This is a genomic window from Aeromonas sp. FDAARGOS 1408, assembly GCF_019048665.1.
Taxonomy (GTDB): domain Bacteria; phylum Pseudomonadota; class Gammaproteobacteria; order Enterobacterales; family Aeromonadaceae; genus Aeromonas; species Aeromonas dhakensis.
Window position 1 is genome coordinate 358555 of the sequence record NZ_CP077394.1, and the last position, 24302, is coordinate 382856.

Genomic DNA, 24302 nt, shown 5'->3' on the forward strand with positions numbered 1-24302 from the left:
CGATGAGCTGGACAGATCGCCTGCAGGCCGCCTCGTTTCGCGGGGTGGCGTTCAAGGTTGACGGTGATGACCTGCAGATCGGTCGTCGCACCGTGATCCATGAGTATCCCGGCCGCGATACCCCCAGCGTCGAGGACATGGGGCGTGAGACCCGGGAATACGCCATCACTGCCTACCTGATCGGCCCCGACTTTATCGCCGAGCGGGATCGGCTGATTGCCGCGCTCGAACAGGTTGGACCCGGTGAACTGGTGAGCCCCTGGTACGGGCGGATGAACGTGGTGGTGATGGGCAAGCAGCGCATCAGCCACAGCAAGAAAGATGGCCGCATGTGTGTCGTCAGCTTCACCTTTGTGGAGTCTGGCGAGGATGAGTGGCCAACCGCCACCCCGCTCGGCTCATCGCTGTTGGCGGGGCGCTCAACCAGCCTGCTCGACCGGGCGCAAAGCGCCTTTGCCAGCGCCTTTGGTCTTGACGGTCTGCCGGAGTGGATGTCGATGGCCACCGTCGAGCACGCATCAGCCCTGCTTGGCGATGTGGCCGACATGCTCGGCAGTGCCGACGGCAAGATGTCTGCCGCCATGCGGCTGATGCAGGGGGATCTTGGTGTGCTGATGCCGCCCCCATCTACCGCCTGGATCTTCTCGCGGCGGCTAGCTGATGTGCTGGATGCTGGCAAGGGGTCCAGCACCACCGCCAGATCCCTGCTGTCGCTGTCAAACCGCACCGCCACCGCCTCGCAGACACAGTCAGCAAGGCCGGTTGGTGTGTGGCCAACGTCAGCGCAGGACAAACAGCAGGCCGATCGGCTGACCAACAGCGTCTCCGAGCTGGTGAGGGTCAACCTGATCGCCAGCAGCGCCCAGGCGGTGGCCTTGATGCCGACGCCGAGCCAACCAACCACCACCCCGGCACGGCCCCCCGCGCTCGATAGCGTGGTGGTGGCACCGCCCGCCGAGGCGATAAATACCCCGACCCATGATGAGCTGGAGGAGACCCGTCAGACCATCATTGCGGCGATCGACAAGGAGAGCGAGCGCACCACAGATGACGGCGTCTATCAGGCGCTGCGGGATCTGCGCCGCGAACTGGTCAGCACCCTACGCCAGCAGCAACAGCATGCCTCCAAACTGGTGATGCGCACCCCGAGCGACACGGTACCGGCGCTGGTGCTGGCGGCCGAGTGGTATGACGATGCCAGTCGGGCGGATGAGCTGATCGCCAAGAACAACCTCTCTCACCCGGGCTTTGTGCCCCCCGACCCCCTGCGGACCCTGGCATCATGAGCGACGAGTATCACCTGCGGATCAATGGCAATGCCTGGTATGGCTGGACGGCCATGCGGATCAGCGCAGGCATCGACCGGCTGGCTCGCGATTTCGAGGTGCAAGTCACCAAGCGGGCCAGCGAAAAGGGCGAGCTACTTGATGCTGTATCCACTGGGATTAAGCAGGGAGACAGGGTAGAGGTGCTGATCGGCCGCGATCTGGTGCTCACCGGCTACGTCGATGCGAAGCCGGTCAGTTATGACGCTCGCAGTATCACCCGCTCCATTCGGGGACGCTCCCGCACCGGCGACCTGATCGACAGCGCCGCCACGGTGCGCCAGTTCAGGGGGCAGACCCCGCAGCAAATTGCCGCTGCGCTCTGCCAGCCGTTTGGGGTATCGGTGTTCGGCGCGGCTGGACAATCCCCCATCTCCGATTTTTCGGTGGACTGGGGGGAGACGGTGGCCGAGGCCATCGACAGACTGATGCAGCAGCAGCGCCTGCTGGCCTATGACGATGCCAACGGCGATCTGCACTTCGGGGTGGTTGGTGCGCTGCACGCCACCACCCCGCTGGTCTATGGCAAGAACATTCTCAGTTGCAGTGCACCGCAAGATCAGAGCGATTGCCACTCCGAATACCGGGTTGCCGGCCAGCGAGCGGGTACCGATGACGATTTCGGTGAATCCAGCTCGACCAAGGTCAGCCACAAGGTCGGCGGCAAGGTTGGTCGCTATCGCCCGCTGCTGATCAAGCAGACCGGGCAGGCCAGCATTGCCAGCTGCCGCGCCATGTGCGAATTCGAGGCCCGCCGCCGCGAGGCCAAGGCGCGAGAGGCAACCTATACGGTACGCGGTTGGCGGCAGGAGTCAGGCGCTCTGTGGTTGCCAAACATGGTGGTGCCGGTATTCGACCCTCATAACGACTTTGCCGGTGACGAACTGGTGATCGCCGAGGTGGAGTACAGCCGCGACGATCGCGGCACCATCGCGACCCTACGCGTCGGCCCTGCCGATGCCTATCTGCCTGATGTGCCGGCTCCCAAGCCAGCCCGCAGGAGCAAGGATGAGGACATTTTCTGATGCGTGAACTGAAAAGCGCCATCCGCAACCTGCTATCTCGCGGCGTGATCAGGCTGGTCAACTCGGCGGCCAAGTGCCAGCTGGTGCAGATCGAGATGCTGGGCGGTGAGCTGAAAGATGATGTCGAGCATCTCGAGCCCTATGGTTACACCTCCTGCCCCCATGACGGGGCAGAACATGTCGCCGTCTTCCCGGATGGCGACAAGTCACACGGCGTGGTGCTGGTCGTTGCCGATCGGCGCTACCGACTGAAGGGGCTTAAAAAAGGGGAGGTGGCGCTCTACACCGATGAGGGTGATCGCATTGTGCTGCGCAGGGGGCGCCGCGTCGAGATAAAGACCCTGACCCTAGCAGTTGAAGCCGAGAAAGAAGCCGTTTTCGATACCCCCTTGCTGAAGTGTACCGGTGAGATCAGCGACAAGACCGGCACCATGCAGACGATGCGCGACCAATTCAACGACCACGAACACCCCGGCGGCACCCCGACCGGCAAGCCAAAAAACCGGATGGAGTAACACCATGCTGATCTCTGTCAACGGCGTCCTAACCGACTCCGGCGACCTGCTGCATCCGCTGCACAGGGCGGTGTTTATCAGCCTCTTCACCTGGCGCCGCGCTGGCGCCTCCGACGATAGCGATTGCCATTACGGATGGTGGGGAGACAGTTACCCGACCGTGGCCGGTGACCGGATCGGCAGCCGCCTCTATCTGCTGCGGCGCGAGAAGAACCTGCCAAAGGTGCGCGAGCGGGCCCGCGACTACGCCCTAGAGGCGCTGGCCTGGCTGAAAGATGACGAGATGGTCACCCGCATCGATGCCGAGTGCCGCCGCCGAGAGATTGACGGCGCCGAACTGGTCGTGACGCTCACCTTTGATGGGTCTGACCAGCAAATTACCATCCCCGACATTCTGGAGGCCGTCAATGTCTAGCTACTCCCTGCGCCCAACCCTGCGCGAGATTATCCAGCGGGTGCGAGCCGATGTGATGGCAGAGCTGGATGATCCGCTGCGCCGCTCGGATGCCGAGGTCTACGCCCGCGCCTATGCTGGCGCCGTACACGGGGTGAACGGACATATCGAATACCTCGAGCGCAACATGCTGCCTGATCTCTGCGACGAGCAGTGGCTGCTGCGCCATGCCAGCATGAAGAAGTGCCCGCGGAAAGAGGCGCAACCGGCCGCCGGCTGGCTGCGCATCTCCGGTGTCAGCAATGGCATCACGGTCTCAGCCGGTGCAGTGGCCGTATATCAGGGGAGCACCCCGCTCCAGTATGTCGCCACCGAGGCGGCGACTTCATCAGGCGGTGTGCTGCGTTTGCCGATCACCTGCTCGGAGACTGGCTATCACACTAATCTGGATGATGGCGAGGGGATGATCCTCTCCGAACCGGTGGCCGGGCTCTCATCCTCAGGGGTGGCTGACAGCGTTCAGGGCGGTACAGATCTGGAGAGCGTCGATGACTGGCGAGCCAGGGTGATTGATCGCTGGTTCTTCACCCCACAGGGCGGAGCCGATACCGATTATCAGGTATGGGCCGAAGAGGTGCCCGGGGTGACCCGCGCCTGGTGCTACCGCCACTGGATGGGGGCAGGCACGGTCGGGGTGTTCCTGGTTGATGACAACTCCGAGGCGATGGTGCCATCAGCAGCTATCATCGCCGCTGCCCGCCAGCATATCGAGCCAAAGGCACCTGTGGCGGCCTCCGAGCTCTATCTGCTCGGCATCAACCTGAAATCCGTGGCTCACCACATCAAGGTTACTCCTGACACTCCTGCAGTGCGCTCTGCAGTTACCGCCGCCCTGCGCGAGTTCTATCGTCGCGAGGGTGGGCCTGAGCAAACCATCGCGCCGTCGCGAGTGTCTGAGGCAATCAGCGCCGCCAATGGCGAATACAAGCACCAACTGCTCGCCCCCACGGCCGAATTCACCACCGCCAAGGGCGAGATAGTCGCGCTGGGGGCCACAACATGGGATTGACCGCAGCCGATTACGCCGACCAGCTGCAGAAGCTGCTCCCATACGGCCCGGCATGGGACGGGGAGCATCCACTACTCACCGCTGGCGCCGCCGAGCTGGCGCGCACCGCAGAGCGGGCAGATGCGCTGGCGCAAGAAGAGATCGACCCGCAGCAAACTACGGTGCTGCTGTCCCGCTATGAAGGGATTTGCGGCCTGCCAGATGAATGCGAAGTGCCAGGAACAGCCACTATCAAGGAGCGCCAGCAGCGCCTCGAGGCCAAGATCAACTCGCTTGGCGGCATCAACGCCGAATATTACCTGCAGTTGCTCGCCTCGCTCGGCTACCCGGATGCCACCATCTCCAACTACCACGGCGCGGTGTTCTGTGCAGGCAGTCTGGTTGGCGCCCCTATCTGTGGCCCTGAGTGGCGATATGTGTGGCAGGTCAATCTGCCTCGCATGAACGTTGACTACATGCGCGCTGGCTCGGTGGCCGGCAGTTCGCTCTGCGTCTGGGGAGATGCCGTCATGCAGTGCATACTCGGCAAGAAGGCCCCCTCTCACACCATTCTGAATTTCGTCTATACCACCGACCACGACAACATGATCCGCCTTGCTGATGCGATGCGAGCCGCATGCTGTCTGGGATTTGGAGATACCTGATGGCAGTAAACGATAAAGACCCTACCGAAGCGATCCTACTCGTTGAGCAGACGATAGGCACCTTTAACCAGATCGTCGTGGGGCAAGAGGGGCAGATGGTTCCCGTCCCAGGGTACCCCGATCAGCCGACACTGGCTGAGCGGGTCAAGCAGAACCTCAAGCCAAGCACAGATGCGGCCGCCGGTTTTGCCGCGCAGGCAGCATCCAGCGCCAAAGCAGCGGATGACTCTGCCAAGCTGGCATCACAGATCTCCGGGCTTGAAACTGTAGCGGATGCCATCGGCCTCACTGCCCTGCCATTGCCGGATGTCTGGGCGCCGCTCTCTGACAGCCTGCGCCTTATCACCGGCTATGGCCGGGATGTGTTGGTAGGGTCGGATGTTGTGGCGAGGATGGTCAACTTTTCCCGCAACTCAACGGCGACCTACATTGGCAAGGATGGCCTGCTTAAAACCGCCGCCGCGAATGAGCCGCGCTTTGAGAAAGAGGGGCTGCTGATTGAGGGGCAGAGTACGAACCTAACTCAGCGTTCTGAGGATTGGGATTTTTTTAACCATGTAACTGGCGGGACTACGGTAAAGACAGCAACAGAGCAGAATCCGTATGGTGCATCGTCACAAATAAAATCAGCGGTATGCGCGATAGCAAACTCTAATGTTTCGCTAGTTGGGGCTCCGCAAGACATGACAGGAGTAAAAAGCCTTTCTGTATTTTTTAACATCAAGGTCGCCCCATCTGGCTTTTTTGTTTACGTTGCCTCGGCATCAGATAAGGTCACAATCAGCCCCGCCGGTGAAATATCATCAGTGGCCAGCGGACTTACTGCAACAGTAAAACCGGTTGGCGGTGCGGGTTGGCGGCGGTTGACAATATCTACTGGTATTGCAGTGAGTCGATTCTCGTTTAACCTCCCCAATGTTAGTGATGAAATTGCGTTTTGGGGCGTCCAAACAGAAGCTCTACCATTCGCCAGCTCATATATCCCAACCGCCGGGGCTGCTGCAACCCGCGCGAAGGAATCCCTCTATTTAGCCCCATCAGGAAATGTTCCGTCAGACATAAACATGGCCTTTGCAGCTCAAATCAAGCTGATGGGCAAGGGGTTGAACTCTTGGCCTAGGGTATTTGAAATTTCAGACCCTGCTAATAAGGGGCCTTTTATCGATATGACAACGGGGATGTGGGGAGGGGCAAACCTTGTCGGGGTTAGAAAAACAGTCGCAGCCAGATTTAGCGATACATCACGCTGGTTGGACGGTGTGAACCTTGGGTCAGCGTGGCAGCCATATCCTGTCAAAACATATTCAGATCCTGTTTATATCGCCGGTTCAAATGCCGTTGGCTCTCGGGATTTCTATGGTCACGTTCGCAATGTGAGAGCGTGGTTCTTCTCTCCAACTGATGATCAGATGAAGGCAATCCGATGACCGACTTTATCGACCTCAACTTAAAGGCGGCCGATAAGGCCGCCATGACCAAAGCGCTTATCTCTGCCGGGTTTATCAAGGACAGCGAAAGCGGCACCCTCTATCACCCCACCGCCTCGTTGCAGCTTCTGCCGCCTGGCATGGTGACGCGCCCCACTGGCGAGGTGCAGGTTGTCGATGGGGTGGAGACGCAGTGTCGTGAACCAGTCCCTGGCTACCACGCCAACGTGCGCACCACTGACGCCGAACTGGCCGCCGCGCTGGCTTCGGTGACTGTCATCGTCGATACGCCCCAGTATGTCTGGGCATCGAAACTGGAGGCATCATGATCGTTCGTCTCGAACCCATTACGGCGATCGTGGTCGCCGTGCTGCTGGGCTGGGCCTGGAATACCGCCACAGCCCCCGGGCCAATCTGTCAGGTTGAAGAAGTCCACCAGGGCAAAACCGTGCTGGTGCCTTACCCCTGCGACAAAGTGTTGGCAACCAAGTAGCGCCAATCCTCCATTTAATACAGCCCGCCTTTGCGCGGGCTTTTTATTTCCAGTTCCCTGGAGAGAGCAACATGCATCGAATTGATACGCCATCACGGCAAAAAGACAAGTTCGGCTCTGGCAAGGACGGCTTTACCAAGGGCAACCCGCAAACAGGAACGCCTGCGACAGAGATCAGCCCTGAGATTCTGGATGCGATGCAGGAGGAAATCTGCGCGGTAATAGAGGACTCAGAAAGCGGGGTGGTTCTTGACAAGAGCAAGAACAATCAACTGGTTACAGCCATTAAAGAGATTTTTTCCAAACGAAAACTATCTGTCACCAGATCGGTGTTTGATGTGGTAGGCGTTCAGTCATTTATCGTGCCAGATAAAGTCACAAAGGTAAGAGTGACAGTTGTCGGTGGTGGCGGTGGCGGAGGAAGTGCAGTTTCGTCTGCAAACTACAATGCGGCCGCCGGTGGGGGTGGGGCGGGTGGCATAAGTAAAAAGACCATTACTGTTTCACCAGGGCAAAGCATCGCCGTCACAATCGGTGCCGGCGGTAAGGGGGGGACCCAGGCATTGCCAGCCGCTACTGGTGGTAGCTCAAGTTCATTTGGTGCGTATTGCAGTGCTACCGGCGGCAGTGCTGGTAACTCAGCCTCGGCTTTGGCTACTTCATCAGTGAATGGTGCTGGAGGAGCAGGCGGTGTAGGTTCTGGCGGCGATGAAAATGGCGTTGGGGCCTTTGGCTCATCAGGTGTATCAGCATCCCCATCCGTAGCTGGCGCCTCAGTAGGGTACGGGTCTGGCGGCTCATCTCCTCTCATGTTCGGAAAAGGTGGGAATGGTGGTTCCACAACCGCATCAAATCAAACGATTGCTGGTGTGGATGGTGCTTCTGGTGTCGTGATAGTGGAGTGGTGACAATGTGGGCAAGAGTAGAAGAGAATGAAGTAAAAGAGCTGACAGGTGTAGACCCTGAAGGCCGCTATCACGAGTCAATGACATGGGTTCCATGTGATGACGGCGTACAGATTGGGTGGATGCAAAGCGCCAGTGGGTTTGCGCCAATCACAGAATCATCTATTGATGACGAGATTGTGGCAAAAAGCATCCAATTCGACTTGCTTAACTTGTCAAACCAATCAATTGCCATCCTGAAACCAGCCGTTGAAGGTGGTTATGCCAAGCCAGAGCACACGCAGTTATTGGCAGACTGGCAGCGCTACCGCTACGAATTGACCCTGGTGCCCGAGCAAGCAGGCTGGCCATTATCACATCAGCTGCCGGAGCAGCCAGCGTCCGTTATCTGACACACAGCTCTGCGTCATTGGCGCAGGGCTACCACCCCCTTCTCATAGGTATCCGCCAGCCATCTCAGGTGAGGCAGCGGTATCCCCATCAAGAACACCACCATCTTCGAGCTTTCTGGATGTGAGCAGCCCCAAGTTGCCGGTGGCAGCATGGCCTGCACATCAATCCCAATAGCGCGGCAGATCAACGCGGCATCAGCCAGCGTCATGAATTCCCCACGATCCTGTGATAACCAACGGCTCAGAGTCGAGACAGGGATCCCGGTCATCTCCTCCAATTGCGACTCGTTAACATCCTTCTCAGCAAGAATAGCGGCCAGGTAGCGCTTGGCTGCCGCTACATACTCCAGCTCAGCTGATGTCAAATAAGCCTTTCGTCTGTTCTTCATTGGGCAACTCCCGAGTTACTACGTTGCCCGTGCTCGTTTGTGACCCTGTCAGATCTGACAGGTTTTTCATGTATGAAATAACGTAGCAGCCTGACCATATCTTTGCCGCAAGTGCAGCTGTAGATTTCAGCAGGTCTTACCAGATACTGATTGATTCATCTGCAACAGAGTAAAGAGGGAACATTCGAGATGGAGTTTGATGTGTATTTTAGGATCGGATCTACGTGCTGCGGCCCGTTCCCGGCTGAGGCCACGGATGAGAAAGAGATGCTTGAAGCAGTTGTTGGTTACCACCAAGAACTGGCTCTTCCGCCAGCAACAATCATCATTATTTCACCAAGAAATCATCCGCCAGTTTGGGGCCATCCTGGGGCCAAAAGATGCGGGAATTCTGTGTTTGGGGCCAAAATGGGGCCAAATAAAGAGCTTCAAAAAGCTGCAATCAGCCAAGAGGGGTTAATTATAACCATGTGATTTTGTTGGCTTTGTGTGGCTCTTTCTAGCTCTGCATGGCTTTTGAATGAAGCCAATGGTTCATTGTGTAAATAAATTGAGCCATTGGCTAATTCTCTTCCTTTTCAGCAGGTTAATGTCTTGGCACTAACAGACTGATGTCGTGGTGGGGCCAGGTCGGCGGGTCGCCAACCGGGTTCCAAAAAACCCGTCGATTGTAAACCAATGGGCGAGGGGGGGCAAAGGTGGTACCCGGCCGGCCATCCCCTTTGCCGGGGCCATCACAGCCTGCTGCAACGGGCCGCCAAACTTGGCATGATGAAGGCCCAGTTTGCCCCGGAGTTTGCATGACCAGCCTGCCCTCTGCCCCGCCTCTGGCGGCCACCCTCGCCGCCATGGGGTTGGCACCCGCCATCGGCGAGCCGCTTGCCTGCCACCTACCCCGTTTGACCTTGCAGCCGGGTCAGCCGCTGCTGGCCCAGGGGGAGATGCAGGAGTCGGCTTTCTACATCGAGCGGGGGATCGCCCGTGCCTGCCACTATGCCCGGGACGGGCAGGAGCGCTGCAAGGAGTTCTACTTCGAAGGGGAGCTCTGTCTGCTCTACGATAGCTGGCTCAGCGGGTCGCCTGCCCGCTACCAGCTGGAGGCCGTCACGGCGCTGCAGCTGGTGCGGGTGCCGCTCGCCCTGCTGGACGAGCCCGCCTGGCAACCGGTCTGCATGGCCCTGCTGCGCCAGCAGCTCTGCTACAAGGAGCGCAAGGAGGCCTTCTTGCTGCTCCACTCCCCCGAAGAGCGCTACCAGGAGCTCTGCCACACCTTCCCCCACTGGCCGGCGCGGCTCACCCAGGTGCAGCTCGCCAACTATATCGGTATCAGCCCGGTCACCCTGTCGCGGATCCGCCGGCGCATTAACACGGGTTAATGCCGCGCCGCGCCCATTCCCGCCATGCTGGGCCCCTCGAACAAGCCTGGAGTGGGGATGATGTCGCTGTTTTTGTGGTCACAACTGGTGGTGAGCCTGGCGCTGCTGCTGGATCTGCTGTCGTTTCAGCTGCGGGCGCGCCGGGCCATTCTGGCCTGTCTGGCGCTCTCCTGCACCCTCAATGGCGCCCATTTTGCGCTGTTGGGACAGTGGTCTGCCGCCCTGCTGCTCTGGCTGGCGAGTCTGCGCTTCGTGGTCAGCATGCTGGCCACTCACCGCCTCTTGATGTGGCTCTTTATGGGGTTGTCCTGCCTTGCGGTGCTCGCCACCTATCAGGGGCCGCTCGTCCTGCTGGGGTTGCTGGCCAGTCTGCTGCAGACCCGGGCTGCGTTTTGCCCGGATGATCGCCTGCTGCGGCGCTGGATGCTGCTGGGCACCCTCTGCTGGCTGGTCAACAATCTGCTGGTGGGATCGCCCGTGGCGGCGCTGATGGAGGGGCTTTTTCTGGTCAGCAATCTGGTGGGTTACTACCGCCACTATGGGCGCAGGGTGTTATCTGCCGGCTGAGGTCAGTCTGCCGAGAAAAAAGCGGGTAATGCCGCAGCATGGGTGTCGTAGGGCAAAGAGGCCGCCACAGTGGCGGCCTCTTTGGAGCTATCAGGCTTTGTTGAAGCCGTTGATGAGCGCCTTTGCGTAGTCGATGACGAACTGCTGGCAGTGAATGGCGGTTTGCGGATCGAACTCCTCGCCGTGCAGATCGGTGTTGGAGAGCACCCGGATACCCACGAAGGGCACCTTGTAGGCCTCCGCTACCAGGGCGGCGGAGGAGGTTTCCATCTCTTCTGCGGCGGTCTGGTAGGTCTGGTGCAGCCAGTTGATGCGGGCGACCTGGCGGTTCCACTCGTCGGCGGTGCCTATGATGCCGGGGACCACCCGACCATGACGATAACGGTCAGCCATGCCGAGGGCGCGACCAACCAGCTCGGGATCGCCGGCAAAGGAGGTATGTTCCACCAGCTTGCCGTTGTCACGCAGGCGCATGGTGACCTCGAAGTTGTGCCATTTGCTCGGATCGACGCCCTGCTCGGCGGGGGTCAGATCACTGCGATAAGCCCCCATGTTGAAGCTCCTGGTGCCGATGACGATGTCGCCCCGGTGCAGCGCCGGATCGTGGCCGCCCGCCGTGCCCTGGTTGATGACGAGACGTGGCCGGAAGTGTTCCATGGCGAGGGTGGTGGCCGCGGCGGCATTGGCCAGTCCCACCTCGGTGCGGGAGATGACCACCGGATAACCCGAGAGGGTGCCCTGCCAGTAGGTCCAGGCGCCCACGGTCAGCTCCTGCTTCTCCTTGAGGGCGGCCACCAGGGTTTCGACTTCGACGTCCATTGCCCCCTGGATCAGGATGGGGGCGGGGGCCGGATTGGCCGCCACGACGGCGGAGGAGAAGAGGGCAAACAGGGTGAGCAGGCGCGAGCAGCGTTTGATGAAATTCATGGATTACCTGTAATACGTGCGAGAAAGCGCCGGATCCTATCGAAAGGCAAACGATTGCGCAAATGAGGCGGTGGCTTTTGTCAATAGCAGGCCGGCAGGGAGCCGGGTTCAGGGCTGCTTGTGGCCGGCGAAGTAGAGCACCCGCCGCACATATTGCTGGGTCTCCTGATAGGGGGGGATGCCGCCATACTGCTCCACCGATTTTTCGCCGGCGTTGTAGGCTGCCGACATCAGGGTCCAGTTGCCATCGAAATGGGTGTGCAGCCACTTGAGATAGGCCACGCCGCCCTTGATGTTCTGCTCCGGATCGAAGGGGCGGGTCACCCCGAAGCGCTGCTGGGTCTCGGGAATGAGCTGCATCAGCCCCTGGGCATTCTTGGGGGAGACGGCGCGGCTGTCGAGGTTGGATTCGGCGATGGCGATGGCCAGCACCAGCCGCTCGTCGATGCGGTGGCGCTTGGCAGCGTGGCGCAGCATGGTGGCCAGCTTCTGCTTGGCGGGCGACTGGCGGGCCAGATAGGCCTCCAGATTGAAGGGGGTGGTGGGGATGGCGGCGAAGTAACCGCCGGATCCACCGACGCCGCTGCCGCACTGATCCCCCATCACGGCATTGCCGACCCGGCTGTTGTAGTAGCGGGCGGCCTGCTGGTTGCCAAGGCGGATCGCCATGGCCAGGTAGGCGTTGGCCATGCGGGGGTTGCGAACCGAGCCCGGGCCGGTGGCGAGCAGGCGGCCGATGCGAAAATACCCTTCCGGGTTACCCGTGGTGGCGGCGGCGCAGTAGAAGTGGATGGCCTGGGTCAGGTTGCCCTGACTCTGTGCCTGTTGACCTTGCTTCAGTGCGCTGAGCGCCTTGGGGGCCTGTCTGAAATCCCTGCTTTGCGCCGCTGCCTGCACGTGACCGGCCAGCAACAGCGATAAAAAAAGCAGCAAAAACAGCCTGTTTTCGCTGAGGCTCGACATGGATTCTCTCCTGTTGGGGTACAGAAGATATAGGGGAACATGGCCCGTTCTGCCATTAATCCAGTGGATCCTGTTGTTCTGGATCCGGGTATCCAGAGATCAAAACGATATGGAACCAATGACCGATGCAGTCCTAGCAGGGGCTGGCCGTGCATCCAGGTGGTCGGTGGCGATAAAGAGGTGGCTAAATCAGTTGCCCCTGGCCCCCTCAGACGTCGAGATGATAGGGCTGCTCGTCCGGCTCGGCGGCGGGCAGCTGGCGATACATCAGGCGAATTTCGCTCGCCACCCAGAGCGAGAGCAGGCCGAGCAGGCTCAGCAGCGGCATCAGGGTATGGCTCTGTTGCAGTCCGTAGGCAGACAGGGCGGCGCCCAGCAACAGCAGAATACGGATCATGAGGTGACTCCTTCTCATCATGGTGAGGGGGCGGATGCGTGCCCGTGTGGCACCAAGTGCGGCCAGTATACCCCAGCCGGTGCCCGGCAAACCGCCATCCGCCTCACATCCCCATCCTAAGGGGGGAGGTGGTGCGGCGCCATTCCATTAACTCATCAAACAATTTTCAGCCGGCCGTGGCAGGGCGCACCCAGTGTCTGGTCGGGATGGCTACTCCATCTCAGCGGGCGGGCTGGTAGTAGTCGAGATACCAGCGCACGAACGCGGCGACCCCTTCCTCGATGGAGGTGGCGGGGCGCAGGCCGGTGAGGGTGTGAAGGGGCTCGCTGTCGGCCCAGGTGGCGTGCATGTCGCCCGCCTGCATCGGCAGCATCCGCTTGATGGCGGGCTTGTCCAGTGCCTGTTCCAGCGCCTCGATGAAGTCGAGTAGCCGCACCGGCTGGCCATGACCGATGTTGAGGATGCGGTAGGGGGCGGCGCTCTCGGCCGGGCTCTGCTCGCCGGCGTGCCAGTGAGGGTTGGGGCGGGGTGGCAGCTCGGCGACAGCGAGGATCCCCTCGACGATGTCGTCGATGAAGGTGAAGTCGCGGCTGAGATCGCCCTGGTTGTAGACGTCGATGGGCTCGCCCGCCAGGATGGCGCGGGTGAACCTGGCGATGGCCATGTCCGGTCGGCCCCAGGGACCGTAGACGGTGAAGAAACGCAGCCCTGTGGTGGGCAGGCCGTAGAGCGCCGAGTAGGCGTGGGCCATCAGCTCGCCGCTCTTCTTGGTGGCGGCATAGAGGGAAACCGGGTGGTCCACCTGCTGATCGGCACTGAACGGCAGCTGCTCGCCCATGCCATAGACCGAGCTGGAGGAGGCGTAGATCAGATGCCGGATGTCGTGCTGGCGGCACCCCTCCAGCACCGTCAGCATGCCGGTGAGGTTGCTCTCGCTGTAGGCAAAGGGGTTTTCCAGCGAGTGGCGCACCCCCGCCTGGGCGCCCAAGTGGATCACCCGCTCGAACTGCCCCTCGGCAAACAGGGCGGCCATGCCGGCCCGGTCCGCCAGCTCGCCCTCTACGAAGCGAAAGTGGGGGAAGGGGGTCAGCATCGCCAGGCGAGCCTCTTTGAGGCTCACCTCGTAGTAGTCGTTGAGGTTGTCCAGCCCCACCACCTGATGACCCGCCTCGCACAGCCGTCTGGCGACGTGAAAACCGATAAAACCGGCGGCGCCGGTGACCAGATACTTCATGGCTGGGGTCCTGTGCAGATCATGGGGCTCCTGATGGTGGTGCTGGAGTGGGGCTGCGCGCGTTGTAGCAGAGCCGGCGCGTCTGTGCCATGGCAAACCGCCCTTTTCGTCAAGGTGGGAGCGGCTCAGGCGCGGCATGCTGCATCTTGGTGCAGCGGCTGTCAATGGAGAATGACAGGCACCAAAACGGGGCGTGGGCGGCGACTATTGTGATCATGGTCGCAAAAAATAGACTGAATCCCATAACGAAGCCCTGTGGACAGGGCTCGCGCCCGCGATATGGGCAACAGACACTCTTTTACTTCGCTATTGGATACCGGTTATGGACAACACCCCCGTCTCGGCGCAGTCCGCTCGTACTGCGCACCCCCTCTATGAAGACATCATCGCCCTGCTGACCGCCGCCGGCTTCGTCTCCCTCGGCATCTTTCTGTTTCATCAGGTGGGCCTGCTCACCGGCGGTACCGCCGGGCTGGCACTGCTGCTGCAGCAGGTGACCGGGCTGAGCTTCGGCCTGCTGTTCTTCGGCATGAACCTGCCCTTCTATGCCCTGGCCTGGCTCAGGATGGGGCCGCGCTTCACCCTCAACACCTTCGTCTCGGTGGCGACCGTCTCCTTTATGACGGATCACCTCAATGCTGTGCTGCAGATAGGCAAGATTGAGCCGGTCTACGCGGCGCTCATCGGTGGCACCCTGATCGGCATGGGGCTGCTCATCATGTTCCGCCACAAATCGAGCCTGGGCGGCTTCAACATCCTGGCGCTGTTTATCCAGGATCGCTTCGGCATCCGCGCCGGCAAGCTGCAAATGGGGCTGGATTGCACCATCGTCATCGCCTCCTTCTTCGTGGTGCAGCCCTGGATCCTGGCCCTCTCCGTGGTGGCGGCCATCATCTGTAACCTGGTGTTGACACTCAACCACAAGCCGGGTCGCTATCAGTTGGCGTGAGGCCTCTGTGAGCCGGGTGGAAAAAGGGTGTGCAGCCGATGATCGGGCAGCGGTGAGGAGAGGCCCCAGTGCACCCTGTGCCGCAGCAGATTGCCCTGGGCTTCCAGCCGGATCAGGATCTGGTTGAAGGCTGCCAGCTGCGCCTCACTCATGCGTTGGCGGTTGAAGGCGATGTAGTAGTTCGCCTCGTGACTCTTCTGCCATAGCCTGATCTTCGAGGCGCCACTGAGGTTGAGTCGATAGAGGGCCACATCCAGGTTGGAGAAGTAGAGGTTGTAGCGCCCCTGTCGCTCTATCTTGAGCAGGTTCGCATAATCATCGTTGACGTTGAGTTCCAGCTGCATCGGGGAGATCCCCTGCTGGTGCAGGGTGTCGTCCAGCTGGCGCAGCAAGGTCTCGCTGAACGAGCCTCTGGTCACCCCGATCCGTGCGTGACCAAGGCGAGCCAGAGTCAGCGGCGCGTCAATTTCGTCGACATGGGCAAAGATGCCCCAGCTCGCCTTGCACAGCGGTACCGAGTAGCTCAGCGTCTTTGCCCTGGCATCGCTCCAGGCGAGCGGAAACATGCCGTCCACTTCCCCCAGATCCAGCTCTTTTCTGGCCCGTAGATTGGGGCGCAGCGTGATCTGGCACCCCTCAGGCCAGTAGCTGCACGCCTCTTTCACCATGTCCACCATGGCGCCGGTCGGCTGGTTGTCACTGCCCATGAAGCTGTAGGGAGCAAACTCCTGGACGACCAAACGCAGGGGGGCGGCAACGCAGAGAGGGGAGAGGAACCAGAGCAACAGCAGACGAGCAGGCATGGGGCAAGCATCCGTGATTGACACCCTTGCAGTATGAGCGAGAAATCGCCCTACAGGACGACGGTATACATCCCCTGCGGGTCTGTGATCACCCGGGCCGGGTAGTCGTAGAGCCGGTCGATGAGATCAGGCGTCAGCACCTCGCGCGGGGTGCCGTCGGCCATCACTCTGCCCTGCTCCAGCATCACCAGCCGGTCGGCGTAACGGGCCGCCAGATTGAGGTCGTGCAGCACCACCAGCACGGCGGTATGACGGGCGGCGAGGGCGCGCGCCATGGTGAGCAGCTGGTGCTGGTACTTGAGATCGAGCGCCGAAGTGGGCTCGTCCAGCAGCAGCAGCCGCGCTTGTTGCGGTTCCTCCGGGGCCTGCCAGATCTGGGCCAGCACCCGGGCGAACTGTACCCGCTGGCGCTCCCCGCCGGAGAGACCGGGATAGAGGCGGCCGGCCAGGTGATCGACTCCGGCATGGGTCATGGCGGCCCGCACTATCTCGTCGCGCCGGCTGGCCGGCTCGCTGTGGGGCAGTCGGCCCATGGCCACCACCTCTTCGCACAGGAAGGGGAAATTCAGGGACGAGCTCTGCGGCAACACGCCGACACGGTGGGCCAGCTCGTTGCCGGCCCACTCCCGCCGCTCCCGGCCAAACAGATCTATCTCCCCCTCATGTTCCAGCTCGCCGGTGAGGCACTTGAGCAGCGAACTCTTGCCGGCGCCGTTGGGGCCGAGCAGGGCGGTGAGGCTGCCCGCCTGCAGGCTGAGGTCGAGCCTGTCCAGGATGGGGCGGCCGCCCCGGCTGAGGCTGAGCTGGCGACAGTGCAGCAGGGTCGATGAAGCTGACAAGATGAGTCCTCCGGTTAAAGGGTGCGGCGGCCCTTGACCAGCAGCCAGATGAAGAAGGGGGCGCCCAGCAGGGCGGTGATAATGCCGACCGGCATCTCGGCTGGTGCCAGCAGGGTGCGGGCCAGTATGTCGGCGCCCAGCAGCAGGGCGGCCCCGAGCAGGGCGGAGAGCGGCAGCAGCCGGACATGGTTGGGGCCAGCCAGCAGCCGCACCAGGTGCGGCACCACCAGACCGACGAAACCTATCATGCCGGCCACTGCCACCGCCACGCCGACCCCTGCGGCGGTGAGCAGGATCAGCCGCCGCTTGAGGGACTGTACCTGGATGCCGAGGTGGCGAGCCTCCCCTTCACCCAGCAGCAGGGCGTTGAGGGGGTTGGCATCGCGCATGAACAGAATGAGCAGGGCAACCAGGGTCAGCAGCGCCAGCGCCACGTCCACCGGCTTGCCCGCCGCCAGCGACCCCATCTGCCACAGGCTCAGGTTGCGCAGCATCTGATCGTCGGCGAGATAGGTGAGCAGGCCGATCACGGCGCCGGACAGGGCAGTGACGGCCACCCCGGCCAGCAGCATGACGGTGACCGAGGTGCCGCCTTCCCGGGTGCCGAGCAGATAGACCAGGGTGGTGGTCAGCGCGCCGCCGAGGAAGGCGAGCAGGGGCAGCAGGCCGATGCCGAGCAGGCTCTGCCACTGCTGGCTGAGGGGGGCCAGCAGCACGATGGCCAGCGCCGCGCCGAGCGCCGCCCCGCCGGAGACCCCGATGATGCCGGGGTCGGCCAGGGGGTTGCGAAACAGCCCCTGCATCACGGCGCCGCAGAGGCCGAGAATCCCCCCTACGGCGATGCAGAGCAGGGTGCGTGGCAGGCGGATCTCCTGCACGATCAGCAACTTGTGGGCCTCAATCCCGCTCCCTTGGCCGGCGAACAGGGCGCGCAGGCTCTCGCCAAAGGAGAGGGCCATGGGACCGGTGGCCAAGGATCCGACCAGCAGCAGCGCCAGTGCGCCGCCGGTGAGGCACAGCAGCCAGGGCAGTGGCAGACGCATCATGAACCCAGCTTGATCCACTTGGCGATCTGGCTGGCCTGCTGCAGCGAGGTGAGGCTGAGCCCCCCTTGCAGGGCGTGACCATCGATGGCATGGATGGCCCTGTTCTTGCCGGCCGGGGTGGCGGAAAGGGCGGGCACCTGGCTCAGCACGGTTTCAGGATCCTGATACTGCTGCCAGTCGCGGCCGCTCACCAGCACCAGATCGGGCTGCAGTTCGATCAGGGATTCGGTGGAGACGGGCTTGTAGCCTTGCAGCTGGGCCACCGGGTTGATGCCACCGGCCAGGGTGAGCAGGGCGCTGGCGGTGGTGTTGCCGCCGGCGATGCTGGTGGGCTGGCCCTTGTGCAACAGCAGGAAGATCACCTTGAGCTGCTTGTTCTGCTTGTTCTGCTTGTTCTGCTTGGCCTGAGCGGCCAGCAGCTCGCTCTGGGTCTGGATTTCGGCCTTCAGACGGGTGCCGGCGGCCGGGTCCTTGAGCAGGGTGGCCAGGGTATCGATACGCTGGTTGAGGTTGGCGAGGGTGGGGGCGGTAGGCAGCACGTCCACCTCGACCCCTGCCCGGCGCAGCTGCTCCAGGGCGGGTGGTGGCCCCATCTCGTCGCTGCCGACCAGCCGGGTCGGCGCCAGGCTCAGGATCCCTTCGGCGGCGAGGGCGCGGTGATAGCCGACCCGCGGCAGGTTCTTCGGCTCCGGGCTGCTGATGTCGGTGGCAATGAGGCTCTGCTCGCCCCCGAGTGCCAGAATGAGTTCAGTGGTGGCCGGGCCTATGCTGACGATACGCTCCTGCGCCAGAGCGGGCAGGGACAGGGCTGAGCAGCCGAGCAGGCTGAGTGCGAGGGCAAAACGACGGCCCATGCTAACCTCCGAAGGGTGAATGAAGTGGGATTGTCGCCGAGAATATCAAGCCGTCGAAAAAAATGCACTGAGAATGAAAGCGATTATCAATTGCATTGGTTTGGGGCCTTCATTACAGTATCCGCCATGACAGAACAGGGATGCCGCAGGCATCCCAAGGGAGAACCGATGAGCATTGCACAACGCATTCATGGGCTGCTGGCACAAGATCCCGGCGCTCACCCGTCCACCATCGCCGCCGAGCTGGCCGTCAGCGAATGGGAGGTGGTGCGCCACCTGCCGGCCGAGCTGGTTACCCTGGTGCCCGCCGAGCAGGCAGAAGCCCTGCTGGCGGATCTGGCCGACTGGGGCCAGGTGACCACCATCGTCGAGTCCGACGGCTCCATCTTCGAGGTGAAGGCCCCCTTCCCCCGCGGCAAGAGCGCCCGTGGCTACTACAACCTGATGGGGCGTGACGGCGAGATGCACGGCCACCTCAAGCTCGACAACGTGGTCGGTATTGCCCTAGTCAGCAAGCTGTTCATGGGCAAGGAGGGGCACTCCTTCCAGTTCTTCGGCCACAGCGGTCGCTGCATTTTCAAGGTCTATCTGGGGCGTGACGAGCAGCGTCAGCTGCTGCCGGCCCAGGTGGAACGCTTCATGGCCCTGCGCCACCAGTATCAAGAGGAAGTCAAAGCATGAGTGAACGTCAGGAGCGTCTGCAGAACCGCCTGCAACCGGAGATCCGCGAGTTTCGCGACGGTTGCCGCACCCTGCAGCTGGCGACGGTGGACAGTGAAGGCAACCCCAATGCCAGCTATGCCCCCTTCGTGCTGCAGGAAGATGGCTACTATGTGCTCATCTCCGAGATCGCCCGCCACGCCCGCAACCTGCAACAGGTGCCCAAGGTGTCGCTGATGCTGATCGAGGACGAGAACGGGGCCCGCGAACTGTTTGCCCGCAAGCGCCTCACCTTCGATGCGCTGGCCGAAGTGGTGGCCCGCGACGACGTGCGCTGGGAGAAGGCCGTGGCGGCGCTGGAAGGGCGCTTTGGCGAGATAGTCAAAGGGCTCTCCAATCTCAAGGACTTCGTGCTGTTTCGTCTCAAGCCCGAGCAGGGGCTGTTCGTCAAGGGCTTCGGCCAGGCGTTCCGGGTCTCCGGTGACGAGCTGGTGGACTTCGTCCATCTGGTGGAAGGGCACAAGCGCATCGACAATGGCGCCGAGCTGACCAGCCCGGCCGACGCGCCGGTCTGATCCGCGCGGATCGCCAGGATGAAAAAACGGGCAGCCCTGGGGCTGCCCGTTTTTTTATGGACGGTTTTCCCTCAATCCTGCCAGGAGGCCTTGTTGGGAAAGGCGTCGCGGTCGGCCCGGGTGGCGGTCTCGTTGCATTCCCCCCGGATCTTCCAGGAAGTCTGGCTGAGCACTATGTAGCCTTCGCGGCAGTATTTGCGCTCGGCCAGCGCCTGGGTGAGCTGGGCATCCTGCAGCGCTTCGCGCCGCTCCAGCAGGCTCTTGTTCCTGCTCAGCCTGCTGCCGTCATCGTTCTGCAGGCGGGTGGGCAGGGTATCGAGCGGGGCGGCCTCGAAGGTGAAGCGCTTGCTCCCCTCCTCATTGATGTGGGTCCTGAACAGGGGGGCCGGGCCATCCGGCTGGTGCCCCGGCAAGCCGGAGCAGGCGGTGATTGCCGGTAACAGCAGCGTGAAGGCAACGGCAGAGAGTAGACGCACACAAGACTCCAATCGGGTGATCGCTTCAAAGCGGGCAGATTAACATGCCGGCTCGGGTTGGGTGGCGCCGAGCAGCTCATCCGTCGTGAGCAGGGTCACGCTTCTGCCTTTTGGCAGGCTGAGGTGACGCCACATCCAGTGATGGTGCTCGATGATCTGCTCCGCGCTCAGGTGGGGCCGGTCAGCCGTGGTGTGGGCGTCGGTCACCGCCACCACCTCAAAACCGCGGGCGGCGGCGCTGCGCAATGTGGTGTCGACGCAAAAATCGGTGGCACAGCCGCAGACGAGCAGCCTGTCCACCGGCTGCTCCGCCAGCAGGAAACCGAGCTCGGTGTCGAGAAAGCTGTCGCAGGCGGTCTTGCGCACCCGGCTGTCATGCCCCTGCGGGGCGAGATCGGCGTGCAGCTGCCAGCCCGGACTGGCGGGATCCACTTCGGAACCGGGGGCATCGTGCTGCACATAGATGACACGACCCTGTTCTGCCCGCACGCGCTCGGCCAATCGATTGATATTGGCGATGACCTGGGCGTCCTGATGGCGAGGCTGAGTGAACAGCCCCTGTTGCATGTCGATGACCAGTAACACATCCATATGAAATCCTTGGGCAATTGTTTGTCAGGGTGGCAGCCACTGGGCTCCTCAGACGCAAGGTCAGGGTTGCAGCCACTGGCTGCAGTCACGACTGCGGGATTGATGCAGTGCGCCCATATCTTGCTTCATTTCATCGGCATTTAGCCAGCGTTCCGGCAGGGGGGCGATGCCGACTCGCACGTCGGCCACCCGGCCGGCTGCCGCCGCTTGCTCCTTGCCCGCTTGCGGCGCCGTCAGCTCAGGCACGACCAGCGCCACCTTGAGGGCCGGGTTGCGGCTGGCGATGCGGCTGGCCAGCCCCAGCCCCCCCTCCACGTGGAAGTTGCCGGCGATGTGCATGATGCGCCGGCCCGGGTGGCTGCGCAGGTAATCCACCATGCTTTCGGCCATGGTGTCGTCCCAGCTGGTCTGGGCGGCAAAGCGGCGGGCGTTGCCGTCGGCATCCCCATGATGGAGCGAGGCCATGAATTTTTGGCGATAGGGATCATCGCCGAGGGTGAGGGTGCGGGCCAGCTGGCTGCGACGGCTGGCGGGCAGCTGATCCAGCCAGGCCGGCCCCTCCTGGCCGACACAGCTCACCAGCGGTTTGGGGGCATTGGCGGCGATGACTGGCAGGTGGCGCGCCTTGGCGAACTCCACCAGCGGGCGATAGTCGCTCGGGTAGTTGGGCCAGGCGTTGCCGTCGCGAATGAGGGCGGCCTCGCCGATGCGACCGGCCAGGTAGGCATCCAGCACCGGCTGATCGGCGCGGCTGAACTGTTCCATGGAGAGCACCAGGGCGCGGCCATCTGCCTGTGCCGTGTCGGCCAGGCCCGCCAGCATTCTGGCCTGCAGCAGGTGCACCGCCGGGTGGGTGTGCAGCTCGCCCACCAGCACTATGTCGGCATCCGCCACCCGGGTCAGGGCCTGCTCCAGGGTGAGTGCATCCCCCTGGGTGGCCTTGAGCTGATAGTGATAGAGGGTGCCGGCATCGTTGACGGGGGCCGTCGTGGCACAGGCGGCCAGCAGCAGGGGCAGAGTGAGCAGGGGCAGAAGTCGGGTCATGGGTGTCTCGCAGCGATGAGGTGCCTGCACCATACAATGGCAGCATGGCGGGCGGGAAAACAGAGGGGCGTAGTGTAGAACCTAATTACGACAAAAGAAAATGAGAATGATTCCGTTTATTATTGATCTTTGTTGAGAGGTGAGTAAGATGCCTGCTGTTTGATAACAGTTCTCAATAAGGATTTGCAGTGGCCCATAACAACACCCTATCGCTGGTCGCCCTTGCCGTGGCGGCCGGCCTCGCTTCCCCGGTTTTTGCGGCGGACAAGAAAGCAGATGACGTCATGGTGGTCAGTGGCTCCCGGATGGAGCAGAAACTGGAAGATGTCTCCGGTCCCATCTCGGTCATTACCGCCGAACAGATTGAAGAGCAGGTGGTGAGCAACGTCGCCGACCTGTTCCGTTACGAGCCGGGCGTCACCGCCCTCGGCGGTGCCGGCGATGCCCAGACCTTCATCATTCGCGGCATGGGCGAGAACCGGGTCAAGATAGTGCGCGACGGCGTGCGCGAGAACGACGCCTACAAGAACGGCGGCGTGGGCCAGAGCTATTTCGACACCGACATGATCAAGCAGGTCGAGGTGGTCAAGGGGCCGGCCTCGGCCGCCTACGGCTCCGATGCGCTGGGCGGCGTCATCGCCATCACCACCAAGGATGCGGCGGATTTCCTCAAGGGGCGCGACAGCTATCTGGACGCCACCTCCGGCTATGCCTCCAGCAGCCACCAGAAGATGGCGGGCTTTACCGGTGCCCTGCGTACCGGCGAGCTGGAAAACCTGCTGCGCTACACCTGGCGTGACGGCGGGGTGACCCAGAACTACGACAGCGACAAGAACGAGTTCGACATCGTCAGTCAGGCCGTGCTGTTCAAGAGCCAGTGGAACCTGAGCGATAGCCAGTTCCTCAAGCTGACCGTCGACTACTTCACCGAGGGTCAGGACCCCGACGCGGTCGACCTCACCAAGGCGGGCTCTGTCTTCAACCAGCCGATCACCGACAAGGATACCGACAACCTGTCGCTGGTGCTGGATCACGGCATCGCCCTGCAGGCGCCCTGGGTCGATCGCATCGACAGCAAGATCTACTACGCCCGCACCAAGCAGACCATGGATCAGTACGCCTCCTCCAAATACCCGGTGCGGCCGACCAACCCCTATGTGACCAAGAACTCGCTGGATCACAACGGTTTCGAGCAGAAGAGTCTGGGCGCCCAGGTGAAGTTCAGCAAGGCGCTGGATAGCCAGCGACTGGCCTGGGGCCTGGAGTATGAGCACACCGACAACGAGCGGACCCGCTTCAAGGCGCCGACCGTGGCGGGGGATTTTGAAGGCTACAGCGAGCTGAGCTTCCCCTCCACCACCACAGAGCACGGCGCCCTGTGGGCGTTTGACGAGCTGAAGTTTGGCGAGCGCTGGGTGCTGACGCCGGGGGCCCGCTATGACTACTACCGGATGAACCCGGATCAGGATCCCGCCTACACGGGCGAGAACCTCAAACGTTTCTCCGAAGGGGAGTTCTCGCCCAAGCTGGGGCTGGTATTCAAGGCGCACGAGGCGGCCAACCTGTTCGCCCAGTACAGCCACGGCTACAAGACCCCCATGTATGACAACGCCTTCTCCACCCTGAACCATCAGGCGTACGGCTATCGCATCGAGCCCAACACCAACCTCAAACCCGAGAGCAGCGACGGCATCGATCTGGGGGTGCGCGGCAGCGCCGGCGGCTTCAGCTATGAAGTGGCCACCTTCTACAACAAGTACGACGACTTCATCGAGCTGGGCCAGGTGAGCACCGAAGGGCGCACCGCCGTCTACCAGTACCAGAACCTGGACAAGGCCACCACCAAGGGGGCCGAGGCCAAGGCGGACTACTGGCTGAACGATCTGGTCAACGTCTGGGGCAACCTCTCCTACATCGAGGGCAAGGATGGCGACGGCAACTACATCAACAGCCTGAGCCCGCTCAAGGGGACCCTGGGGGTACGACTGGAGCAGACCAACTGGAACATCAACACCGCCCTGCGCTTTGCCGACGACATGAGCAAGGTGGGCAAGGATGCCAAGGGCAACGACAACATCAAGAGCGCAGGCTGGGGCGTGGTGGACATCTATGCCCAGTTCAAGCCGGTGCAGGATCTGCAGTTCAACGTGGGCGTCTTCAACCTGTTCGACAAGGAGTACGTCAACTACGAGAGCATCACCGGCCAGAGCGCCAGTGCCAGCACCAGCAACAAGACCGAGCCGGGTCGCAACCTGAGTGCACGGGTCAAGTACGTGTTCTGATTAATACCCATCACGACAAGGGGCCTGCGGGCCCCTTTTTCATGGCGCCAGCGAACGGCCAAAAAGAAACCCGCCGGTGGCGGGTGGAAGGATTGCAACACTAACCAGGAGGAGGTGTTACTCGATAGACACCGGTCTTGC

At 62.0% G+C, this 24302-nt stretch carries 30 protein-coding genes; 18 read left to right on the plus strand and 12 right to left on the minus strand.

Annotation, left to right across the window (positions count from 1 at the left end; all coding sequences use genetic code 11):
- Nucleotides 1-2: 2 nt before the first annotated feature.
- The 11 genes from I6L38_RS01880 to I6L38_RS22555 all read left to right on the plus strand — a co-directional run bounded on the left by I6L38_RS01880 (nucleotide 3) and on the right by I6L38_RS22555 (nucleotide 8189).
- Nucleotides 3-1286: a DNA circularization protein gene (locus tag I6L38_RS01880; protein ID WP_216989083.1), complete on the plus strand. Its 1284-nt coding sequence runs from the start codon at nucleotides 3-5 to the stop codon at nucleotides 1284-1286.
- Complete coding sequence (locus I6L38_RS01885; RefSeq protein WP_216989084.1) at nucleotides 1283-2350, plus strand: phage baseplate assembly protein; 1068 nt, start codon at nucleotides 1283-1285, stop codon at nucleotides 2348-2350. The genes I6L38_RS01880 and I6L38_RS01885 overlap by 4 nt, the downstream gene beginning before the upstream one ends.
- The gene (locus I6L38_RS01890) at nucleotides 2350-2865 is read left to right on the plus strand and encodes a phage baseplate assembly protein V (protein ID WP_216989085.1); all 516 of its coding nucleotides are present in this window, start codon (nucleotides 2350-2352) and stop codon (nucleotides 2863-2865) included. Before I6L38_RS01885 ends, I6L38_RS01890 begins: the two co-directional genes overlap by 1 nt.
- Nucleotides 2866-2869: 4 nt before the next feature.
- Nucleotides 2870-3280, plus strand: a complete 411-nt coding sequence (locus tag I6L38_RS01895; protein ID WP_216989086.1) for a phage GP46 family protein — start codon at nucleotides 2870-2872, stop codon at nucleotides 3278-3280.
- A complete protein-coding gene (locus tag I6L38_RS01900) occupies nucleotides 3273-4328 on the plus strand; it encodes a baseplate J/gp47 family protein (RefSeq protein ID WP_216989087.1) in 1056 nt (351 codons plus the stop codon). Before I6L38_RS01895 ends, I6L38_RS01900 begins: the two co-directional genes overlap by 8 nt.
- Entirely contained in the window at nucleotides 4319-4972 is a 654-nt protein-coding gene (locus tag I6L38_RS01905) for a YmfQ family protein (RefSeq protein ID WP_216989088.1), read from the plus strand. Before I6L38_RS01900 ends, I6L38_RS01905 begins: the two co-directional genes overlap by 10 nt.
- Entirely contained in the window at nucleotides 4972-6399 is a 1428-nt protein-coding gene (locus tag I6L38_RS01910) for a hypothetical protein (RefSeq protein WP_216989089.1), read from the plus strand. Before I6L38_RS01905 ends, I6L38_RS01910 begins: the two co-directional genes overlap by 1 nt.
- Nucleotides 6396-6728 (plus strand): hypothetical protein, encoded by a 333-nt coding sequence (locus I6L38_RS01915; RefSeq protein ID WP_216989090.1) that lies wholly within the window; start codon nucleotides 6396-6398, stop codon nucleotides 6726-6728. Before I6L38_RS01910 ends, I6L38_RS01915 begins: the two co-directional genes overlap by 4 nt.
- Nucleotides 6725-6892 (plus strand): hypothetical protein, encoded by a 168-nt coding sequence (locus I6L38_RS01920; RefSeq protein ID WP_216989091.1) that lies wholly within the window; start codon nucleotides 6725-6727, stop codon nucleotides 6890-6892. Before I6L38_RS01915 ends, I6L38_RS01920 begins: the two co-directional genes overlap by 4 nt.
- A 71-nt stretch (nucleotides 6893-6963) precedes the next feature.
- Nucleotides 6964-7800 carry a glycine-rich domain-containing protein gene (locus I6L38_RS01925; protein ID WP_216989092.1) on the plus strand — a complete coding sequence of 279 codons (837 nt, stop codon included), beginning with the start codon at nucleotides 6964-6966 and terminating at the stop codon, nucleotides 7798-7800.
- A gap of 2 nt (nucleotides 7801-7802) precedes the next feature.
- Nucleotides 7803-8189 carry a hypothetical protein gene (locus tag I6L38_RS22555; protein WP_254204182.1) on the plus strand — a complete coding sequence of 129 codons (387 nt, stop codon included), beginning with the start codon at nucleotides 7803-7805 and terminating at the stop codon, nucleotides 8187-8189.
- Nucleotides 8190-8203: 14 nt separating this feature from the next.
- Here the strand turns inward: I6L38_RS22555 and I6L38_RS01935 are convergent, their stop codons facing one another.
- Entirely contained in the window at nucleotides 8204-8578 is a 375-nt protein-coding gene (locus I6L38_RS01935; protein WP_216989093.1) for a helix-turn-helix transcriptional regulator, read from the minus strand.
- A 267-nt stretch (nucleotides 8579-8845) separates the two neighbouring features.
- Here I6L38_RS01935 and I6L38_RS01940 point away from each other — a divergent pair, with 267 nt between their 5' ends.
- From I6L38_RS01940 to I6L38_RS01950, 3 genes are all read left to right on the plus strand, one after another.
- Entirely contained in the window at nucleotides 8846-9052 is a 207-nt protein-coding gene (locus tag I6L38_RS01940) for a hypothetical protein (protein WP_216989094.1), read from the plus strand.
- 326 nt (nucleotides 9053-9378) lie between these two features.
- Nucleotides 9379-9954 (plus strand): Crp/Fnr family transcriptional regulator, encoded by a 576-nt coding sequence (locus tag I6L38_RS01945; protein ID WP_201881796.1) that lies wholly within the window; start codon nucleotides 9379-9381, stop codon nucleotides 9952-9954.
- A 57-nt stretch (nucleotides 9955-10011) separates the two neighbouring features.
- Complete coding sequence (locus tag I6L38_RS01950) at nucleotides 10012-10521, plus strand: YgjV family protein (RefSeq protein WP_201881798.1); 510 nt, start codon at nucleotides 10012-10014, stop codon at nucleotides 10519-10521.
- A gap of 90 nt (nucleotides 10522-10611) precedes the next feature.
- Here the strand turns inward: I6L38_RS01950 and I6L38_RS01955 are convergent, their stop codons facing one another.
- The 4 genes from I6L38_RS01955 to I6L38_RS01970 all read right to left on the minus strand — a co-directional run bounded on the left by I6L38_RS01955 (nucleotide 10612) and on the right by I6L38_RS01970 (nucleotide 14042).
- Nucleotides 10612-11448, minus strand: coding sequence for a 5'-methylthioadenosine nucleosidase (locus I6L38_RS01955; protein ID WP_216989095.1), 837 nt, complete (start codon nucleotides 11446-11448; stop codon nucleotides 10612-10614).
- Nucleotides 11449-11556: 108 nt separating this feature from the next.
- Nucleotides 11557-12411, minus strand: a complete 855-nt coding sequence (locus I6L38_RS01960; RefSeq protein WP_216989096.1) for a lytic transglycosylase domain-containing protein — start codon at nucleotides 12409-12411, stop codon at nucleotides 11557-11559.
- 208 nt (nucleotides 12412-12619) lie between these two features.
- Complete coding sequence (locus I6L38_RS01965; protein WP_005304119.1) at nucleotides 12620-12808, minus strand: hypothetical protein; 189 nt, start codon at nucleotides 12806-12808, stop codon at nucleotides 12620-12622.
- A gap of 220 nt (nucleotides 12809-13028) precedes the next feature.
- A complete protein-coding gene (locus I6L38_RS01970; RefSeq protein ID WP_201988715.1) occupies nucleotides 13029-14042 on the minus strand; it encodes an NAD-dependent epimerase in 1014 nt (337 codons plus the stop codon).
- 322 nt (nucleotides 14043-14364) lie between these two features.
- Between I6L38_RS01970 and I6L38_RS01975 the strand changes: the two genes are divergently transcribed.
- Nucleotides 14365-14991, plus strand: coding sequence for a YitT family protein (locus I6L38_RS01975; protein WP_005304112.1), 627 nt, complete (start codon nucleotides 14365-14367; stop codon nucleotides 14989-14991).
- On the opposite strand, the gene I6L38_RS01980 is transcribed toward I6L38_RS01975, so the two are convergent.
- Genes I6L38_RS01980 through I6L38_RS01995 form a run of 4 tightly spaced genes read right to left on the minus strand, consistent with a single transcriptional unit; the run spans nucleotide 14979 to nucleotide 18533 of the window.
- Complete coding sequence (locus I6L38_RS01980) at nucleotides 14979-15794, minus strand: ABC transporter substrate-binding protein (protein WP_216989097.1); 816 nt, start codon at nucleotides 15792-15794, stop codon at nucleotides 14979-14981. The two genes, I6L38_RS01975 and I6L38_RS01980, sit on opposite strands and share 13 nt — an antisense overlap.
- Nucleotides 15795-15844: 50 nt before the next feature.
- Entirely contained in the window at nucleotides 15845-16633 is a 789-nt protein-coding gene (locus I6L38_RS01985; RefSeq protein ID WP_005304104.1) for a heme ABC transporter ATP-binding protein, read from the minus strand.
- Between the two features lie 14 nt (nucleotides 16634-16647).
- The gene (locus I6L38_RS01990; protein ID WP_216989098.1) at nucleotides 16648-17679 is read right to left on the minus strand and encodes an iron ABC transporter permease; all 1032 of its coding nucleotides are present in this window, start codon (nucleotides 17677-17679) and stop codon (nucleotides 16648-16650) included.
- Nucleotides 17676-18533, minus strand: a complete 858-nt coding sequence (locus I6L38_RS01995) for a hemin ABC transporter substrate-binding protein (RefSeq protein WP_201881801.1) — start codon at nucleotides 18531-18533, stop codon at nucleotides 17676-17678. Before I6L38_RS01995 ends, I6L38_RS01990 begins: the two co-directional genes overlap by 4 nt.
- A 168-nt stretch (nucleotides 18534-18701) precedes the next feature.
- On the opposite strand from I6L38_RS01995, the gene hutX reads away from it, so the two are divergent.
- Both hutX and hutZ read left to right on the plus strand, forming a co-directional pair.
- Nucleotides 18702-19214 (plus strand): heme utilization cystosolic carrier protein HutX, encoded by a 513-nt coding sequence (hutX, locus tag I6L38_RS02000; protein ID WP_005304096.1) that lies wholly within the window; start codon nucleotides 18702-18704, stop codon nucleotides 19212-19214.
- On the plus strand, nucleotides 19211-19768 hold the full coding sequence (gene hutZ / locus I6L38_RS02005; protein WP_005304092.1) for a heme utilization protein HutZ: 558 nt from the start codon (nucleotides 19211-19213) through the stop codon (nucleotides 19766-19768). Before hutX ends, hutZ begins: the two co-directional genes overlap by 4 nt.
- A 71-nt stretch (nucleotides 19769-19839) precedes the next feature.
- Here the strand turns inward: hutZ and I6L38_RS02010 are convergent, their stop codons facing one another.
- From I6L38_RS02010 to I6L38_RS02020, 3 genes are read right to left on the minus strand one after another with little or no spacing between them, the layout of a single operon-like run.
- A complete protein-coding gene (locus I6L38_RS02010) occupies nucleotides 19840-20244 on the minus strand; it encodes a hypothetical protein (RefSeq protein WP_216989099.1) in 405 nt (134 codons plus the stop codon).
- Between the two features lie 39 nt (nucleotides 20245-20283).
- Nucleotides 20284-20835: a cysteine hydrolase family protein gene (locus I6L38_RS02015; protein WP_005304086.1), complete on the minus strand. Its 552-nt coding sequence runs from the start codon at nucleotides 20833-20835 to the stop codon at nucleotides 20284-20286.
- Between the two features lie 60 nt (nucleotides 20836-20895).
- Nucleotides 20896-21879 (minus strand): ChaN family lipoprotein, encoded by a 984-nt coding sequence (locus I6L38_RS02020; protein WP_043171025.1) that lies wholly within the window; start codon nucleotides 21877-21879, stop codon nucleotides 20896-20898.
- A 188-nt stretch (nucleotides 21880-22067) separates the two neighbouring features.
- Between I6L38_RS02020 and I6L38_RS02025 the strand changes: the two genes are divergently transcribed.
- Complete coding sequence (locus tag I6L38_RS02025) at nucleotides 22068-24161, plus strand: TonB-dependent hemoglobin/transferrin/lactoferrin family receptor (RefSeq protein WP_216989100.1); 2094 nt, start codon at nucleotides 22068-22070, stop codon at nucleotides 24159-24161.
- The last annotated feature ends 141 nt before the right edge of the window (nucleotides 24162-24302 follow it).